The sequence below is a fragment of the Microbacterium wangyouchuni genome, assembly GCF_054072595.1.
Map to the genome: position 1 here is coordinate 400,501 of NZ_JBSVRM010000001.1, position 17,522 is coordinate 418,022.

Annotated in this window: 15 protein-coding genes and 1 pseudogene; 10 read left to right on the top strand and 6 right to left on the bottom strand. The window is 62.4% G+C overall.

The genetic code is table 11. The features are described 5' to 3' along the window. Positions 1 to 114 precede the first annotated feature (114 nt). Positions 115 to 1,665 (bottom strand): class I adenylate-forming enzyme family protein, encoded by a 1,551-nt coding sequence (locus ACW5CM_RS01965; RefSeq protein ID WP_457123993.1) that lies wholly within the window; start codon positions 1,663 to 1,665, stop codon positions 115 to 117. A gap of 297 nt (positions 1,666 to 1,962) precedes the next feature. Between ACW5CM_RS01965 and ACW5CM_RS01970 the strand changes: the two genes are divergently transcribed. From ACW5CM_RS01970 to ACW5CM_RS02000, 7 genes are all read left to right on the top strand, one after another. After that, entirely contained in the window at positions 1,963 to 3,570 is a 1,608-nt protein-coding gene (locus ACW5CM_RS01970) for an AMP-binding protein (RefSeq protein WP_457123994.1), read from the top strand. Between the two features lie 153 nt (positions 3,571 to 3,723). After that, on the top strand, positions 3,724 to 4,464 hold the full coding sequence (locus ACW5CM_RS01975; protein WP_457123995.1) for an SDR family oxidoreductase: 741 nt from the start codon (positions 3,724 to 3,726) through the stop codon (positions 4,462 to 4,464). Continuing rightward, on the top strand, positions 4,461 to 5,222 hold the full coding sequence (locus ACW5CM_RS01980) for an SDR family oxidoreductase (protein WP_439289775.1): 762 nt from the start codon (positions 4,461 to 4,463) through the stop codon (positions 5,220 to 5,222). The genes ACW5CM_RS01975 and ACW5CM_RS01980 overlap by 4 nt, the downstream gene beginning before the upstream one ends. After that, a complete protein-coding gene (locus ACW5CM_RS01985) occupies positions 5,222 to 5,683 on the top strand; it encodes a MaoC family dehydratase (RefSeq protein ID WP_457123996.1) in 462 nt (153 codons plus the stop codon). The genes ACW5CM_RS01980 and ACW5CM_RS01985 overlap by 1 nt, the downstream gene beginning before the upstream one ends. 2 nt (positions 5,684 to 5,685) lie before the next feature. After that, on the top strand, positions 5,686 to 7,479 hold the full coding sequence (locus tag ACW5CM_RS01990; protein WP_457123997.1) for an acyl-CoA dehydrogenase: 1,794 nt from the start codon (positions 5,686 to 5,688) through the stop codon (positions 7,477 to 7,479). Between the two features lie 117 nt (positions 7,480 to 7,596). Continuing rightward, positions 7,597 to 8,352, top strand: a complete 756-nt coding sequence (gene fabG / locus ACW5CM_RS01995) for a 3-oxoacyl-ACP reductase FabG (protein WP_457123998.1) — start codon at positions 7,597 to 7,599, stop codon at positions 8,350 to 8,352. Between the two features lie 66 nt (positions 8,353 to 8,418). Continuing rightward, positions 8,419 to 9,618: an acetyl-CoA C-acyltransferase gene (locus ACW5CM_RS02000; RefSeq protein ID WP_457123999.1), complete on the top strand. Its 1,200-nt coding sequence runs from the start codon at positions 8,419 to 8,421 to the stop codon at positions 9,616 to 9,618. A 537-nt stretch (positions 9,619 to 10,155) separates the two neighbouring features. On the opposite strand, the gene ACW5CM_RS02005 is transcribed toward ACW5CM_RS02000, so the two are convergent. The 3 genes from ACW5CM_RS02005 to ACW5CM_RS02015 form a co-directional block, all read right to left on the bottom strand. Further along, positions 10,156 to 11,091 (bottom strand): zinc-binding dehydrogenase, encoded by a 936-nt coding sequence (locus tag ACW5CM_RS02005; protein WP_439289770.1) that lies wholly within the window; start codon positions 11,089 to 11,091, stop codon positions 10,156 to 10,158. A 158-nt stretch (positions 11,092 to 11,249) separates the two neighbouring features. Further along, positions 11,250 to 11,687 carry a nuclear transport factor 2 family protein gene (locus tag ACW5CM_RS02010; RefSeq protein ID WP_457124000.1) on the bottom strand — a complete coding sequence of 146 codons (438 nt, stop codon included), beginning with the start codon at positions 11,685 to 11,687 and terminating at the stop codon, positions 11,250 to 11,252. Next, positions 11,684 to 12,757, bottom strand: a complete 1,074-nt coding sequence (locus ACW5CM_RS02015; RefSeq protein WP_457124001.1) for an MsnO8 family LLM class oxidoreductase — start codon at positions 12,755 to 12,757, stop codon at positions 11,684 to 11,686. Before ACW5CM_RS02015 ends, ACW5CM_RS02010 begins: the two co-directional genes overlap by 4 nt. 108 nt (positions 12,758 to 12,865) lie before the next feature. On the opposite strand from ACW5CM_RS02015, the gene ACW5CM_RS02020 reads away from it, so the two are divergent. From ACW5CM_RS02020 to ACW5CM_RS02030, 3 genes and pseudogenes are all read left to right on the top strand, one after another. Beyond that, positions 12,866 to 13,327 (top strand): MarR family winged helix-turn-helix transcriptional regulator, encoded by a 462-nt coding sequence (locus tag ACW5CM_RS02020; protein ID WP_457124002.1) that lies wholly within the window; start codon positions 12,866 to 12,868, stop codon positions 13,325 to 13,327. A gap of 50 nt (positions 13,328 to 13,377) precedes the next feature. Then, positions 13,378 to 13,812 (top strand): flavin reductase family protein, encoded by a 435-nt coding sequence (locus ACW5CM_RS02025; RefSeq protein WP_457124110.1) that lies wholly within the window; start codon positions 13,378 to 13,380, stop codon positions 13,810 to 13,812. After that, a pseudogene (locus ACW5CM_RS02030) lies at positions 13,797 to 14,041 on the top strand (IS256 family transposase); the annotation flags it as partial. The gene ACW5CM_RS02025 and the pseudogene ACW5CM_RS02030, both read left to right, overlap by 16 nt. A gap of 26 nt (positions 14,042 to 14,067) precedes the next feature. Here the strand turns inward: ACW5CM_RS02030 and ACW5CM_RS02035 are convergent. Then, positions 14,068 to 15,636, bottom strand: coding sequence for an AMP-binding protein (locus ACW5CM_RS02035; RefSeq protein ID WP_457124003.1), 1,569 nt, complete (start codon positions 15,634 to 15,636; stop codon positions 14,068 to 14,070). Next, on the bottom strand, positions 15,633 to 16,424 hold the full coding sequence (locus tag ACW5CM_RS02040) for an enoyl-CoA hydratase/isomerase family protein (RefSeq protein WP_457124004.1): 792 nt from the start codon (positions 16,422 to 16,424) through the stop codon (positions 15,633 to 15,635). Before ACW5CM_RS02040 ends, ACW5CM_RS02035 begins: the two co-directional genes overlap by 4 nt. Positions 16,425 to 17,522: the final 1,098 nt, after the last annotated feature.

Sequence of the window (17,522 nt, forward strand, 5' to 3'; positions counted from 1 at the left end):
TTACGATCCACTATCTTATTAATGATAATACTTTGAGAGGTGTTGCGACGCAAGCGCCGCAACATGCCTCAGTTTGATGCTGGTCCGGGCATGGCCTGTGTCACCGCCCCTGATTCAGTCGGATGCTTGGGTGAGCTGACCGCGCAGGACCTTTCCAATCTCGTTGCGTGGGAAGGCATCGACCCTGGTGAAACCGGCAGGGATCTTGTACGGAACGAGGTGCTCACGACACCAATCCGCAAGACGGTCAGTGATTTCCGCGCTCTCACTGATGATCCATGCGTGCGGTACTTCTCCTAGCCGGCGATCCGGTACCCCGGCGACGGCAGCGTCACGCACGCCCGGGTGCCGGCGGAGGACCTCCTCGACCTCTGCGGGGAAGACCTTCAGGCCCCCACGATTGATCATGTCGCTGACACGTCCCTCGATCCACAGAAACCCGTCCGCGTCGAGTCTCCCGATGTCGCCGGTCCGCAGGTATCCCCCGACAAACCGATCGACATCTTCGGGTACTGCTGACGAACTTTTCGCGTAGCCCTGCATTCGGTACGGTGAGTTGACGAAGATCTCACCCGGTCGGTCGATGCCCACTTTCTCGCCATCTGGGCCACGGACCTCAAGCGCTACATCAGGGTACGGTCGACCCGCCGCACCGAGCTTGTCCACGCCGAAGTCGCGCACGTCAGCCGAAGTCCAGCCGACCACTTCACCGCCGAGCTCCGTCTGTCCGTAGGAGTTGAGCACGAAGACGTCGAAGCGTTCGTAGAAATCGCGGGCGAGAGTGGGCGAGAGTGGGGCGGTGATTGAGCGCACGAGCCGCAGGGGGGCGAGGTCGGTGAGGTTTGGATCGTCGGCGAGCATAGTGATCATGGCAGGCGCGAGCACAGTTGACTTGACCTGGAACTCTCGAACGATCTCCACGAAGAGATCGACATTGAACTTGTCCATCAGCGCCACGCCGATTCCGGCCCGAAAGGAGAAGACGGTGTTGTAGATGCCGGCCCACAGGGACAGGGATGTGGGGACGACGTTCATCCTTAACGAGCCTGGCGAATCGATGGGAGATTTGGCCGTGCGGCGCAGCATACGAAGGCTGGAATCGAGCGCACCGATGGTGCCTGAGTGTCGAAGCAGCACGGCCTTTGGTCGACCCGTCGTTCCCGAAGTCCGCAGGGCGAGAGCGATATCCGGCTCGTAGAGTTCCTGACTCTGGTCGGCGTGGGCGATGATGCGCGGCTCGAGGTTATCGGCAAACTGCACGTAACCGATGCTCCCCGCGCGTTCAGACCGCTCGCCCGCAGAGCCGATGAGTAGAGCGACGGGAGTCTCTGAGATGACGGAGGCAATCTCTTCCTGCGTCGCGCGACCGTTGATGGGCACGTAGACGCCGCCCGAGCTCCAGATCGCGAACATCGCGATCACCGCTCGCGCACTCTCTTCGACGTGGACGCCGATGGCCATTCCCTGTTTCGCTCCGGCGGCAGTGAGCGCGCCAGACAGGGCGGAGACTCGCTCTCGGACTTCGCGGAGACTGAGTCGATGCTTCGGGGACGCCACCAGCAACGAGGAGTCATCGAAAGCAAGGTCCTCCAGCAGCCCGCTCAAGAGCGCGTGCGAGACATCGTTCGCCGTAGCGTCCCCAATGGATATATCGTTCGTGTTCATATCGTTCCGTCCGTTGCGCTAATCGCCATGTAGTCTATTATTATTACATTTATACACGCTATCATTGCTATGATAGAAAGTATTCGCTCGGGAACGGAATGTCCTTGGTGTAACGGTGTAACGCATACCGTGACCCATCATGAGCGGCCGGAGTGTAGAAGGAGCGCGGATAGAGGCGGATGCCGACGTCCGGAGGATCGTGGTCGACAGAACAGTTGCCGGAACGCCATTCGCGACGAGGCGGTCGCCGCAATCATCGGACGCTGATCCGGTTTGACATCAAACGAGGGAGATTCGATGGAAGTGGTGGACACGTATGCAGGTGTGCTCCGTGCGAGTGCGGCGCGTTTCGCCGACCTCGAGGCCCTGGCTGATGGCGATGTACGATTCACTTTCGGGCAGCTGCTCACCGACGTGCGCGCGGTCGCGGCGGCGCTGATCGTGAGAGGCATTCGCCAGGGTGACCGCGTCGCAGTGTGGGCGCCAAACTCCCATTGGTGGGTCCGCTTCAGTGAAGCTGTTCACTACATCGGCGGAGTCGTCGTGCCGATCAACACACGCTACCGTGCGATTGAGGCCCGCGAGATCCTCAGCCGCACGAAAGCACGAGCGATTCTTATCGACGATCGCTTCCTCGGATTTGACTATCTCGAAGCACTCGGCGAGGCGTTCATCGACGAGGGTGTCGCCGCGCTGGACGATCTCGAGTTCGTGGTCGACGTGTCCGTGGACTCGTCACGGCGGTCGCGGACCGATTGCGACATCTTTGGGTGGGAAGGCTTCGTCGCCACCGGGGCTTCTATCGCCCCCGAGACTGTGGAGGCTGCCGCTGACGCAGTGCGCGGCTCTGATCTCGGCGACATTCTGTTCACCTCGGGCACGACCGGTCAGCCGAAGGGCGTGACGTTTGTGCAGGGCGCCGTGATCGCGCTCTACCGCGACTTCGGCCGCATCTGGGGCCTTCGCCCCGGGGACAGATACCTCCTGTCGTTGCCGATGTTCCACTCTGGCGGTTTCAAGGCTGGCGTCCTCACCTCGCTCATCCACGGTGCGGCGATCGTGCCGTTGGCAGTCTTCGACGCCGTCGAAATGATGCGTCTCATCGAGCGCGAGCGGGTCTCGATCCTCAACGGTCCCCCGACGGTCCTTTACGCGCTGCTGGATGACGCTCGTCGTGTCGAGTTCGACTTGTCGACGCTGCGCCTGGCCGCGACCGGCGCGGCGACGGTTCCGGTCACAATGGTGGAGCGCGTGCAGAAGGAGCTGCCTTTCGAGCACTTCATCACCGCGTACGGGATGACCGAGACCTACGGAGTGGCCACGATGTGCAACGTGGGGGACTCGAAGGAGATGATCGCTAATACGAACGGCCGCGCCCTGCCGAATGTTCTGCTGAAGGTCGTCGATGCCGACGGCGCCGAGCTGCCAGCCGGTCAGGCCGGGGAGCTTCTCGTGAAAGCGCCCAACGTGACGCCAGGCTACTGGCGCGAGATCGAGCAGTCATCCGCGGCTGTGGTGGATGGCTGGTTGAGCACGGGCGACATCGGCACGCTCGACGAGGCGGGTTACCTGAAGATCACTGACCGACTCAAAGACTTGTTCGTGGTTGGCGGATTCAACGTGTCGCCCGCTGAGGTCGAGCAGACTCTGGCTCGCCATCCTGACGTGCGAGAGGTCTCCGTCATCGGAGTGCCCGACGCGCGGTTGGGTGAGGTCGCGCGGGCGTTCATCATTCCCGGGAACGGATCCACGCCCGATGAAGCGGAGATTATCGCGTGGTGCAGGGAGCGTCTGGCGAACTTCAAGGTGCCGCGCATGGTGGTGCTCGTGGAGCAGCTGCCCCGTAACACGCAGGGCAAAGTCATGAAGACGGAGTTGCGAGCATCTTTTACATCCGTTGCATGATCGCCGGCGATGCCGATTGGTTAGTCACGGCGTGTGGATCCCGGCGGGTGCCAACGTCGTCAAGGTCGCGCAGTTCAATGATGAGGAGTTCAGGGTCGAGATGATTCGCATTGGTGGAGGGCAGGGTATGTCGAAGGTGCTGGAGCGATTCTCATGAGCGGAAACCTCAGTTTTGATTTCAGTGGGCAGACCGTGGTTATCACGGGTGCGGCTCGCGGCATTGGACTAGAACTCTCGCGCAACTTCGCGCGCGCGGGTGCCGACGTGGTTCTCATCGACTTTGACGGCGAAGCCGTGAATCAGGCTGCGGAAGAGGTGGGTGGTAGAGGCATCCGTGCGGATGTCAGCGACACGGCAAGCGTCAATGCTGCGATCGCGCAGATCATGGCTGAAAACGATCGCATTGACGTTCTCGTCAACAATGCCGGAATCTTGCGCGATGGCATGCTGTGGAAACTTAGCGACGCCGACTGGGACGCGGTTCTCGCCGTCCACGCTGGTGGCACATTCAAGATGACCCGCGCGTGTGTTCCGCAATTCCGAGCGCAGCGGTTCGGCCGGGTAATCAACGTCACCTCGTACACCGGTCTACGAGGCAACATCGGGCAGTCGAACTACGCGATGGCGAAGGCGGGAATCATCGGGTTCACCAAGACGGCGGCAAAGGAACTGGCGCACTTCGGCGTGACGGTTAACGCGATCTCGCCGAACGCCGACACCCGAATGATCGCCTCAGTGCCGCCCGACAAGCGTGCGGAGTTGGAAGCCGCGATTCCGCTGGGACGATTCGGAGAGCCGAGCGAGATGTTCGACGCCGTTGCTTTTCTTGCCTCCCGCGAGGCCAGCTACATCACCGGAGTTGTACTCCCCGTCGACGGAGGGATCTCGATATGAGCACCGCAGAACGCTATGAGGGCCGTGCAGCCATCGTCACCGGTGCAAGCCGAGGTATTGGCTTGGCGATCGCACGTCGCCTTCTCAACGAGGGTGCCCGCGTTGTTATCACTGGTCGTAATCAGGCTGGTCTCGACGCGGCCGTCGCCGAGCTCGGTGCCGGCGACCGCTTGCTGACCGTGGCCGGCAGCGCCGACGACCAGCAGCACCAAACCGACACAGTTGATCGTACGATCGCGGCCTTCGGCCGGATTGATCTCCTGGTCAACAACGCCGGGATTAACCCCGCGTTCGGGCCCCTCATCGAGTCTGATTTCTCGGCGGCGCGCAAGATCTTCGACGTCAACGTGCTCGGCTCGTTGGGCTGGGTCCAATCCGTGCACGAAGCCTGGATGGGTGCGAACGGCGGTGCAGTGGTGAATGTCGCTTCGGTAGCTGGACTCCGCCCGGCCGCAGACATCGGACTTTACGGCGCGAGTAAGTCTGCGGTCATCTACCTCACCGGCCAACTCGCAGTAGAACTCGGCCCGACGGTGCGCGTGAACGCCGTCGCTCCGGGGGTCGTAACGACCCGTTTCGCGAAACCACTTTACGAGGGAATCGAAGAAAAGGTTGTCGCGCGATACCCGCTTGGCAGGCTCGGCGAGACCGCCGACGTCGCCTCGGCTGTGGCTTACTTGGGCTCTGACGATTCGGCGTGGGTAACCGGTCAGACGCTGGTGGTTGACGGCGGGCTTCTGCTCGGGGGTGGAATCTGATGGGCGAACTCCGATACGACGAGCTAGGAGATGCGCTCGGCACGATGCTCGGCCCGAGCGACTCGATCCTCATCACGCAATCCCGCATCGACTCGTTCGCCGAAGCGACCGAAGACCGACAATGGATCCACATCGATCCAGCACGGGCAGCACACGGGCACTTCGGAACAACGATCGCTCACGGCTACCTCACCCTGTCACTCGTGTCAGCTTTCCTTGAACAGATTCTCGTCGTCTCCGGCTTCGAGAGCGTCATCAACTACGGCACCGATCGCGTACGCTTTCCCTCCCCGGTGCCCGTCGACTCCTTGATACGCGCAACAGGGGAGATCATTGGCGTGGTTCCCGGCGACGGCTGGACCCAGCTCACCGTCCGGGTCACCGTAGAACGCGACGGCGGCACCCGGCCTGTGTGCGTCGCTGACGTTCTCATCCGTTACATTGCTCCCGCGGAAGGTTGATCATGGCATCTCAAATCTTGTCGCGCCGCGACCTCGACTTCTTACTCTTCGAGTGGCTTAAGGTCGACGAACTACTGACTCGCCCACGATTCGCGGATCACTCTCGTGACACATTTGAAGCGGTGCTCGATCTCTCCGAAGCACTCGCCGAAGAGGCGTTCGCGCCACACAATGCCCTGAGCGATGCCAATGAGCCTCGCTTTGACGGGGAGCGCGCGCACGTGATCCCCGAGGTGGGTGAAGCGCTGAGGGCCTTCAACGATTCGGGCCTACTCTCAGGCGCGATGGACGAGGAGGTGGGCGGTGCGCAGTTGCCACACGTCGTCGACCGTGCATGCTTCGCCTGGTTCCAAGCCGCAAACACGGCAACGGCGGCCTACCCGATGCTGACAGCGGCCGCAGCGCGCCTTCTTCTCGCATTTGCGACTGAACGCGATATCGAGCGCTACGCAACTCCGATGATCGAGGGTCGCTTCTTTGGCACGATGTGCCTTTCCGAACCAGATGCAGGGTCATCGCTTGCAGACGTCAGGGTACGCGCCAAAGTGCAGACCGACGGCACCTTCCGGCTGTTCGGGAGCAAAATGTGGATCTCGGGAGGCGACCACGAGTTGAGTGAGAACATCGTGCATCTCGTGTTGGCGCGCGCAACGGGCGCACCCATGGGTGTCAAAGGCCTCTCGCTATACGCGGTACCCAAGTACCTGATGCAGGCAGACGGTTCGCTTGGTGAACGGAACGATGTCGCGCTCGTGGGCCTCAACCACAAAATGGGGTACCGTGGCACGACGAATACGGTGCTCGACTTTGGCGGTGGCCGCTATCTCCCCGGCGGTGAAGCCGGGGCCGTCGGTACACTCATCGGCGAAGAGAACCGTGGGCTCGTCTACATGTTTCGAATGATGAACGAGGCGCGCATCGCCGTCGGTGCTGGCGCAGCGGCGCTCGGATACACGAGTTATCTTCACGCGGTCGAGTATGCACGGACACGTCATCAGGGTCGCCTCGTCGACGCCAAAGGCTCGGATTCCCCTCCGGTGCCGATCGTTCGCCACCCCGACGTGCGTCGGATGCTGCTTACCTCCAAAGCTTACGCAGAGGGGGCGATGGCGCTCGTGTTGTATGCCGCACGATTGCTCGACGAGGAGGAGACTGGTGAGACTGACGATGATCGCCAGCGCGCCGCCATTCTGCTCGATGTGCTCACCCCGATCGTGAAGAGCTGGCCCTCGCAGTGGTGTCTTGTTGCGAACGATTTGGCGATCCAGATACACGGGGGATACGGGTACACCCGCGACTACCCGGTAGAGCAGTTCTACCGTGACAATCGGCTGAACCCCATCCACGAAGGCACCCACGGTATCCAGGCACTCGATCTACTCGGCCGGAAGGTGCGCCTGCACGGCGGCAAGGGATTGACGCTGCTAATGGAAACGATCCGCGCCACAGCAGCTCGGGCCGGTGAGTCCGAAGAGTTCGCCGGACACGGGAGCACGCTTGAAGTGGCAATTACCAGGATTGAAGCCATTACCTCCGACCTCTGGGCATCCGGGGATCCGGCGGCAGCGCTGGTTAACGCCAGCACGTATCTCGAGTCGCTCGGTGACATCGTCGTGGCGTCGCTGTGGTTGGAGCAAGCGCTTGCGGCCGATGTTGTCCCTGACGAGTTCCACAAGGCGAAACGAGTGACGGCGCGATACTACTTCACCGATATTCTGCCGCGCATCGGACCCGCACTCGATCTGCTCGAGCGGGCCGATCAGACGTTGATCGACCTCGACGATTCCTTACTCTGAAGCGGTTCGGATGGTGATATGCAAGCAAATCTCAAGCGGCCACGGTCGTGAGAGTAGCGCGCCGGCGCTCAAACGAGCGGCGGCGCAGACATCCGTTCTAACGAGGAGTGAATTCAAATGACGGAAAAGAGAACGGCGATTGTCACGGGTGGCGCCCGTGGCATCGGTGCAGCAGTTGCGCTGCGCCTCGCCTCTGCTGGTCGTCGGGTGGCAGTGATTGACCTACGTGAGGACGACACGGCAGACGTCGTGGCATCCATTCGTGCCACCGGTGGCGAGGCGATCGGCATCGGAGCAGATGTCTCCGCTTCCGCCGATGTTGCCGCAGCGGTTGAGCGCGTCGGTGAACAGCTCGGGGCACCAACAATTCTCGTAAACAATGCTGGAATCCTGCGCGACAACCTGCTTTTCAAGATGACTGAGGACGACTGGGATGCCGTGATGGACGTTCATCTGCGCGGTGCCTTCCTGATGTCACGCGCGGTGCAAGCGCACCAGGTGCAGGCTGGCTGGGGGAGGATCCTGAATCTGTCCAGCACTTCAGCGTTAGGTAACCGCGGGCAGGCGAACTATTCGGCAGCGAAAGCGGGACTGCAAGGCTTCACGAAGACGCTCGCGATCGAGCTGGGTCGGTTCGGAGTGACCGCAAACGCGATTGCCCCCGGGTTCGTCCAGACCGCAATGACTCGCGCGACGGCTGAACGCCTCGGGATGACCTTCGAAGACTTCCTCGCAGAAGTGGCAAAGAACATCCCAGTTGGGCGCGCTGGGCTCCCGGAAGACATTGCTGCCGCGGCCGCGTTCTTCACCGGCGACGAGGCAGCCTTCGTCTCAGGACAGGTACTCTACGTCGCTGGCGGACCGACGGACTGACCGGGTGGCTTAGGTCGTGTAAGGCCCCATCCTTACTTAGAAGCCCCAATCCTTAGCGGAGTGAACATGAGACAAGCAGTGATCGTTTCGACAGCGCGAACCGGGATCGGTCGGGCGTATCGGGGCGTGTTCAACAATACTGGTGGACAGGCGCTAGCCGGTCACGTGATTTCGCACGCGGTCGATCGTGCGGGGGTGGATGTCGCCGAGGTCGAAGACGTAGTGATGGGTGTGGCTCTGCAGCAGGGCAATACCGGGACGAACGTCGCCCGTCAGGCGGCGTTGCGCGCTGGACTTCCAGTGAGCGTACCCGGTATGACGGTCGATCGGCAGTGCGCGTCTGGGTTGATGGCAATTTCGATCGCTGCGAAGCAGATTGTGGTGGATCATCAACAGATTGCGATCGGTGGCGGACTCGAGTCAATATCGCTGGTGCAGAACGACAAGTTGAACCTGTATAGAGCCGAAGATCCCTGGCTTGTTGCTCAGCATCCGGGCACGTACCTACCGATGTTGAACACTGCGGAGATCGTCGCCGAGCGATACAAGGTCTCGCGTGAAGCTCAGGACGAGTACGCGCTGGTGTCTCAGCAACGCACCGCACGTGCACAGGAGTTGGGTCTGCTGGATGACGAAGTTGTGCCGTTTATTGCATCGATGGAGGTGCGAGACAGACAGACGGGGGAGATCGCCGTCCGTGAAGTGACGGTGTCGAAAGACGAGGGCAACCGCCCCGAGACGACGCTCGAAGGGCTTGCTGGTCTTCGCACCGTCCTGAATGACGGAGATGTTGCGAGGATCGCGACGATCACCGCCGGGAACGCATCGCAGCTCTCGGATGGCGCGTCTGCGTCCGTACTCATGGAAGCGGGCGAGGCATCCCGTCGTGGTCTCGAACCGCTGGGCATCTACCGGGGGATCGCAGTCGCCGGTGTTGAGCCAGACGAGATGGGCATCGGTCCGATCGTCGCTGTGCCAAAGCTCCTCAAGCAGCACGGACTTTCGGTCGATGACATTGACCTTTGGGAGCTCAACGAAGCCTTCGCTTGCCAAGCGCTGTACTGTCGCGACTTTCTGGACATCGATCCCGACCGGTACAACGTCAACGGAGGAGCGATCTCGATCGGACATCCTTACGGGATGTCGGGTGCGCGTATGGTTGGGCACGCGCTCATTGAGGGGCGTCGCCGTGGCGCGAAGCTCGTCGTCGTGACGATGTGCGTCGGTGGCGGAATGGGTGCCGCTGGCCTCTTTGAAGTCGTGTAGCGCGTACTCAGAGCCGACTAGGTCAGCCTCGCGCGCCCCGTCTGCTTGGTTGCGATTGCACCAGATTTGACAAGAAAAACTGGCAAGCAAAACTAGGCCCACCGAAAAGACCTGGTGAGAAGCGATTGTCGGAGTATCCAAACGGGCCGACCAACAAGGCCTCACGCCGGTCGCATTCGAAGGGTGTACTGACCTGAATCGGCACAGCTTCACGTCTGAGGGTTGCGCGAGGCGATCAAGATCGAGATTGCCGCGCGATCCGCTATGCCGGAGCGGTCGTGACAATCTCCGTCGTTGGAGCCGGGCTGGCAGTCTGACCCTTGCCCGTGCGCTGCAACTGAACGGCATCGACAGCGTCGCATACGGACCTGAGTGGTCGCGTGACGTAGACGCCCTGGGTGGGATGCTCCACATGCATCCCTGGTAGCGCGCGCTACGTGGTGCTGGCCTGTTCGATCAGTTCCACGCCATCGCTCGCCCCGAAGGCCAAGAAATGAAACTTCTAAAGGCGGGCGGTAGGTGGTGCCACCGCGGACTTTAGAACTCGGCGACGATCCGACCGAAGGTGCTTCCGACCACCAGTTTCTCCAATGTCTCCCCGATCTCGTCGAATGTGATCGGGTGCAGTTGTGGCGCCAGGCCGCCGGAGGCGAACAGATCGTACACGGCTGCCACGTCTGCCGGAGTGGTCCCGACCGACCCCAGGAGCTGGATCTCGTCGAGGACGAGTCTTTGCGTCGATATGGTCGCCTCGGGACGGCCGAGCCCGACCTGCACCACCGTGCCGCCCCTCTTCACGGCGTTGACAGCTACCGCAGTCGTCGTGCCGTAGCCCGCGAAGTCGATGATGACATCGAGGTCGAGGCCTTCGAAGGACGAGGCATCCTCGAACGACTCGGTCACGCCCAGCCCGGCGGCCAGGGAGCGGTTGAGTTCGCCGGGTTCGGCCGCGTAGACGGTGGCTCCGGTGAGGGAGGCCGTGCGCGCACCGATCTGACCGAGACCACCGAGGCCGATGATCCCGACACGTGACGAGGCGGACACCTGCCCGACTGACCTGACGGCCTTGTACGCGGTGCCACCGGCGTCTACACCCATCGCGGCCTGCGCGAAAGATGCTCCTTCGGGGATGGAGACGATCTCAGGGACCTTGGCGATCACGTACTCGGCGTAGCCTCCGTCGCGGCCCACTCCGGGTGCCGTGTAGTCGATGCCGACGATGCCGACCCGGTCACCCACCTGCATGTTGGTGACACCGTCCCCCCACGACTCGACGATGCCGGCACATTCGTGCCCGAGCACGATCGGCGTGTAGACAAGCGCGGTGAGAGAGCCCTCGCGGAAGCCGACGTCGCTGTGGCACATGCCCGCAGCTTTGATCTGGACCAGTACTTCACCGGGCCCGGGCTCGGGTTTCGGCTTGTCGACCAGACGCAACGGTTGACCTACTCCGGGAAACTCCCAAGCCTTCATGTCCTTCTCCGATCTCGTGGCGGCAGTGCGCCGGGCCGCAGGCGGACCTTCTTAGACGCTACCAAACGATCGATGGCTCGGGGTGGGGGCGACGCAGCGTATATGTCACCGTCGTGTCGGTTATGTGAGCCGCTCACCGTATCTTTATTGCTGGTCTCTCATGGTCCGTGAGAGATGACTTCGCGTCGGCTGATGCGCCAACCATCAATGGTGCGTATGAGCGTGTCGAGGTATTGGCCGATCAGTATGGGCATGGGGCCGGGCTGGCTGTTTCCGAGGCGGAGGAACTTGCTGCGGACCTCGACCTCATCACCATGGTCAGCGACGATCTCGCTGTTGGTGGTGTGGTGGGAGAGTGCGGGGCGTGTGAGAGCTGAGCGGTAGGTGTGCGGATCGTCGGCCGACCCGGTCATGGCTTCGAGAACGTGTTGCCGCCCCTTGATGACAGGTCCCGGCTGGCCGGGTGGACCCGCGTGGGTGAGGTCGAGCTCGACGTCGTCCGTGAAGATCTGGTCAAATGGGGCCGTGCCAGCGTCGAGGGCATGTCCGTAGCGGGCGATGGTCTGCATGATCTCGTAGTAGTCTGCGAACTTCACCGCGCTGTCTCCACTGATTTCAGCGTTTCCACGCGCGGTACGGACCGCGGTGTGAGGCCAAACGCCTGGGCGAGGAGTCCGTGGGAATGGCGTCGGGCAGCGGGGTCGGCGATGAGGTTTTGGATCATCACTTCATCGGCACCGCTTTCGGCGATCATTTGCTCCAAGGTGGCGCGCACATCATCGGGTCCGCCGGCCACGAACCTGGGCCACTGGCCGTCGACGATGGTCGTTGGCTGGTCCTTCTCGGCCTGTGTCATCTCGCGCGCGGCTTCATCGGGGGCAGGTACTACGACCGATCCGGCGGCACGGCCAGCACGACTGAGCCTGGAGTAGAAGCCCTTCGGCGAATTGGCCAGGTGCAGGCCGTCGGCGGTAGTGTCGCCAACTGCGACGTTGACCGCCAGGATCGCCCGCGGGGAGTCAAGCCCGAAACCTTGAGGGGCGAAGTTCTCCCGGTAGTGGCGCAGCGCCGCAGCGGCGCCCAGAGGGTTGATGAACCCGGCAAACGTGTAGCCGATACCGAGGCCGGCGGCGAGGTTCGAACCGTTCGGACTGGAGCCCAGTAGCCAGGTCTGCGGCACCTCGGGCACAGTCGTCATCAATGGGTGGCCGGTGAATGGGTGGGCGTCAGGAAATGTCTCGTAGAGCCAGCTCAAGGTCTCCAGCACCTGCTGCTGATGGTCGGCCTGTGCCGGGTTTTGTCTGTTCTGCTGAAGCGCCAGATCGAGCACCGGTCCCGCGGTGGCGCGGCCCATGCCCAGGTCGATCCTGCCCGGAGCCATCGCCTCAAGCTGCTTGAACATCTCGGCTACCTTGAACGGGCTGTAGTGGTTCATCAGTACCGCCCCCGAACCTAATCGGATCTCGGAGGTAACCATCGCGGCGGCCGCGATGAGGAGCTCGGGGTGGTGCGAGGCACCCGAGCGGCTCAGATGATGTTCGGCGAACCAGATGCGGTGGAAGCCCCGCTGCTCAGCATGGCGTGTGGTCTCCAGCGCATCGGCCAGAGCGTCCTTCTCGGTGGTGTCGGGCGCCACCGTCCCGAGATCAACAATGGACAGCTTCATGAACAGACGCTCCTCGACATCGGGGAAATGGGGCGTAATCCACGATACAGAATATAGTTAGTTGGGCCCAACTTGTTTTCTCTTGACTCGAACATTACTGTGGCGAACATGGATGAGGTTCTCGATGACCTGGAACGTTCACTGGCTGCGGTGCTGCGGTCGCTGACTGATCGTGCGACGTATGGTGAGGTTGCCGAGCGCTGCGGCTACGATCTGCCCCCGGCATCCTGGGCACTGCTGGAGTATCTTGACGCCTACGGTGCGCTACGGGTCTCTGATATCGCTGCCTGTCACGGCGTGGATGTCTCGTCGATCACTCCACGCTTGAAGCGGCTGGAGAACGACGACCTGGTTCGGCGTGAACGGGTACCCACGGATGCACGCGCGTTCCTCATCAGCATCACCGGCAAAGGGGCGCAAGCCTTGGAGAGTATCCATACCGCGCGACGCGAGATCCTCTCGCAAGCCCTCAGCGGCACCGATCCGGCGACGGTGTCAAACGCCACAGACGTGCTACGGAGCATCGCGGCCCATCTGTCCCACGACGCTGTCCGGCCGGTGCACCCATGACCTCACAATCAATTGAATTCACTGCGCTGGCTGAGGACTTCCGTGCTGGAATGGCCCGGGTCCCGACCTCCGTCGCTGTTGTCACCACCGATGCGGACGGGAAGCCGTACGGCACCACGGTCAGCGCTTTTATGTCCCTCTCGATGCACCCACCCACTGTGTTGGTCTCACTCGCCAACAAGTCGTCATTGCTGGCCAAGCTTCGTCCAGCAACTATTGTGGGCATCAATGTCCTCAGTGTTGACCAAGCAGACGTTGCTGCGTTCTTTGCGCGTGAGGACAAGAGGGGCGTCTCTGTGGCGTGGGAACTCGGCGATGACGAGCCGCCCCGGCTGTCCGGTGCACATGCCTGGTTTGCCGCCATTGTCACAGAACTGATCCAATTCCACCGCCCCGTTCAGATGAGCCTCCTCAGCCTCACGCGTCGAGAGCGGCGACTTGAGTCACTTGTAATACGCCTGCTCGGTGAGCGATCGAGTCGCTGACCTATCAGCTGCGCAATCATCAAGAGCCGGGGCCATTTCCCCAACGACACCACCGCCGAAGCTGCGCTGGCTCGCGATCTGCAACATCGAAGACAAAACGAGCACGCGAATGCGAGAAGGAACGCGGGGTGCCCGCACGAGACGCAAAGCGTCCGGCTGGCTCATCGAGGGCAACATCCCCACGAACTGGAAACAAGCCCTCACCGGCGCCAAGGCCCGCTCGATCTGACGGTCGTGTAGAGGAGCGACTGTGCGTCAGGACTCGGCTTGTAGTCCTGACGCACGGGCCCGCAGGGTCGCGCGATCGATCTTACCGACGTGCCCGCGGGGGAGTTCGGGCAGGATCCGGATCTCGCGGGGCACTTTGTAGTTCGCCAAGCGGGATCGGGCGTGCGTGATGACGTCGTCGACCGTGAGCGTGGCGCCCGCGCGTGCCACGATGAACGCCACCGGCACTTCTCCGAGGCGTTCGTGTTCAAGCCCCACGACTGCGGCTTGACTGATGTCGGCGTGCTCCGCGAGGGCGTTCTCCACCTCTGCCGGATAGACGTTGAAACCGCCCACCAGGAGCATGTCGGTGGATCGCCCGGCAATGTGGACGTATCCGTACTCATCGGTCCAGCCGGTGTCGCCGGTGTCGAGCCATCCGTCACGAACGGCTGCGGCCGTGGCCTCGGGGTCGTCCAGGTATCCCAGCATCACGTTGTCGCCCCGAACCTCGATGGGGCGAGGTTCGTCGGCAGTCGCACCATCAGTGCGAACATCGACACCAGGTAGTGCGCACCCGAGCGATTCGCTCACCAGATCGACGGAGTCTCCCCGCCGCGTCATGAGACATACGCCGGTTGCCTCCGTGAGTCCATAAGAGATCATCACGTCCTCGACGCCAAGCGTGCTGCGAAGGTCCCGGACCAACTGCGGCGGGACGATCGCCGACCCCATTACGACGGTTCGCAGGGTGTTCGCCGCGGGCAGCTTTCCGGCGTCACGCTCATCGAGCAGGGTTCGCAGTACGGCGGGTGGGCCGTTGAAGAATGTGACGCGATGGCGGTTCATGATCTCGACGATCGACTCGGCTCGCACAATGGGGACCAGGATCGCGGTGGCCCGGGCCACCAGTGTCGTGATGAGTCCGGTCTTGAACCCGCCGATGTGGGCGAGCGGATACACTACCGGATAGGTGTCACCGCGGTGCAACCCGGCGACATCGGCCCACGCGGCGCTCGTCCTCAGGAGGGGTCCTTGCCGCAGCCGAACTCCTTTCGGTCGGCCCGTCGTACCCGAGGTGAACTGGATGATTGCGACCTCCTCGCCGGTCATGGAGTCCACGCGTGCGTCGATCGTGGCAAGCGAGATGCTGTCCACTCCGGCCATGAGTGCCGTCCAGGGAAGGGTCCCGGAAGGAGCGACCGGACCGAGACACACGACAGGAACATCACCGGCAATGCGCAGCGCTTCCTCGGCGATGGCCCTGCCTCCCGCTTCAGCCGGCGCCATCACCAGCACCGGATGGGTGCGGCCGATGATGTGCTCGACCTCCGCGGCGGTGTAGCGGGTGTTGATCGGGACGATCGTCGCACCTGCGGTCGCCGCGGCGAGCAGCGCGACGGCCGTCGGTCTGTCATTGGCAGCCCACACGATGACGAGGTCGCCGAGTCGAACACCCTTGCTCACCAGCGCGGCGGCGGCCTCGCGAACCTCCGCCCACTGCTCGCCGAAGGTGGTGGCCGACTCGCCGTGCAACCAGGCCACGTCAGCGGGTGCCTCCCGAGCCGCGTTGCGCAGCTCCGCTCCGATGCTTGAGGCGGGCCTGCTCTTCGTCACCGCGGCTGCTGCCAGATTGGGTCGCGCTTCTCGGCGAAGGCTCGCGGCCCCTCTGCCTGGTCGGGGTGACCCCATACGCTGATGAGATGCTGCGAGCCGAGTCGGCACGCATCGGTCAGCCCCATCTCAAGTGCCGACCAGAGTGCCTTCTTCGTGGCACGCATGGCGGCGGGGGAGTTCCGGGCGATCTTCTCAGCGAGTAGTTGCGCCTCCTCGCGGAGCTTCTCAGGCGGATCGACAATCTGGCTCACCATGCCCAGCTCGTAGGCGCGTTGGGCCGATATCCGCTCGTGGCGGCCGAGGAGTGCCATTCTCATCACGGCTTCAAAAGGCATCTGCTTCGCCAGACCGATGGTCTCGACCGCCGTGACCTGACCAACTGAGACATGAGGATCGGAGAACTGCGCGTCCGACGCTGCGATGACGATGTCCGCGTCCGCCACGAAGTGCAGACCCCCGCCGACACACAGCCCGTTGACGGCTGCGATGACCGGTTTGCTGACATTTTGATGCCACGACGAGAAGTGGAGATTGAACGAGAGCATGTCGCGCTCGAATCGCTCCATACCGGCCTCGGACACCTCTCGGATGTCGGCACCGGTGTGGAACGCGCGGCCTTCACCAGTGTGAACGATGACCCGAACATGCGGGTCGTTCTCCAATTCCAGCCAGGCGTCCGCCATCTCGTCACGCTGCTGGACGTTCTGGGAGTTGAGGGCTTCCGGGCGGTTATTGATAAGCCATCCCACGTGGCCGTTGCGCTCAACGATGATGGTTTCGTAAGTCATGACTGCATTCTCCTCGATTAGGCGGTGGGTCACTCGCTGGCGGACTCGATGTGGGCGTCCGCGGAGCCCGATCCGTACGGCCGATGCCGACCGGGACCCCACGCGTGCCAACTTGCGGGTCTGATCGAGCGCGACCACGGGCGTGACGACTACGTCGCTCGACTCGACGGCAAAGATACCGGTCTCGCCGCCATTCGTTCGGCCGATGACCAAGATGGCGACGGCAGCTTGACGGTGGGGAGGTCGAGGTCGGAGGCGAGCTTGCGCCAATCGCTCCGAACTCATCTATCGATGTGCCATCAGTCGAGGATTCGATCGTCGCACCCCTCATCGCGTAACGGGTTGTTTCTTTGCTATCTTATCCATATAGGTCATAGTGTGGAAGGAGAACCGGTGATGTCTGTGCTTTTGCGCGTCTGGCGTGAGTTCGAAGAGGGTTCTTCTGTGCGCTGTATCGTCGTCCCCGGCGCGGGAAAGACGGTTCAGACCGGACTTGACGTCGCGGCACTTGCCAACGAATCACAGACCGTCAAAGACTCGTCGAGGCGGACTCGCAATGCCCGGTTGTCGTTGACCGGATGGCACCTTGGGGGCTCGCAACGCGTCGGCGAGATGGGGGAGGGCTGGTGCGTTGCACAGGCCACGCTCGACGAAGAACGGCGAATGGTGGCAGGCGCCTGCACCGGTGGAGTCGACCGGGTGGGCGCGAGGAACGCCTCACACTTGTCCAGGCTCGCGCGCCACCGCTCAGACGAGGGTCTGGCCGGTGGATGGAACGATCCCGCCGTGCGCCACGACATCGTCAAGTTGTGGTTTGAGGAGGGCGTCCGGCAGTGGACCAATTTCGTCGCGCGTGCGACGGAGACGCCGGCGAACCGGACCAGTACGCCTCGACGATGCCGAGCGAAGTCAAAGGATGCTGCGGAGCCGAGCCAACACCATCGAAGGTGGAACCCCCGAGGTCAACAAGAAGGTCCTGATCGAACGTGTGCTGCGCATGCCTAAGGTGCCGGGCCCTTTCGAGGCTTTGGGCGATGGTCAGTACCCATCGCAGATGATTATGAACCCCTAAATCGGTGCAGCAACCCTGCGCCTTGG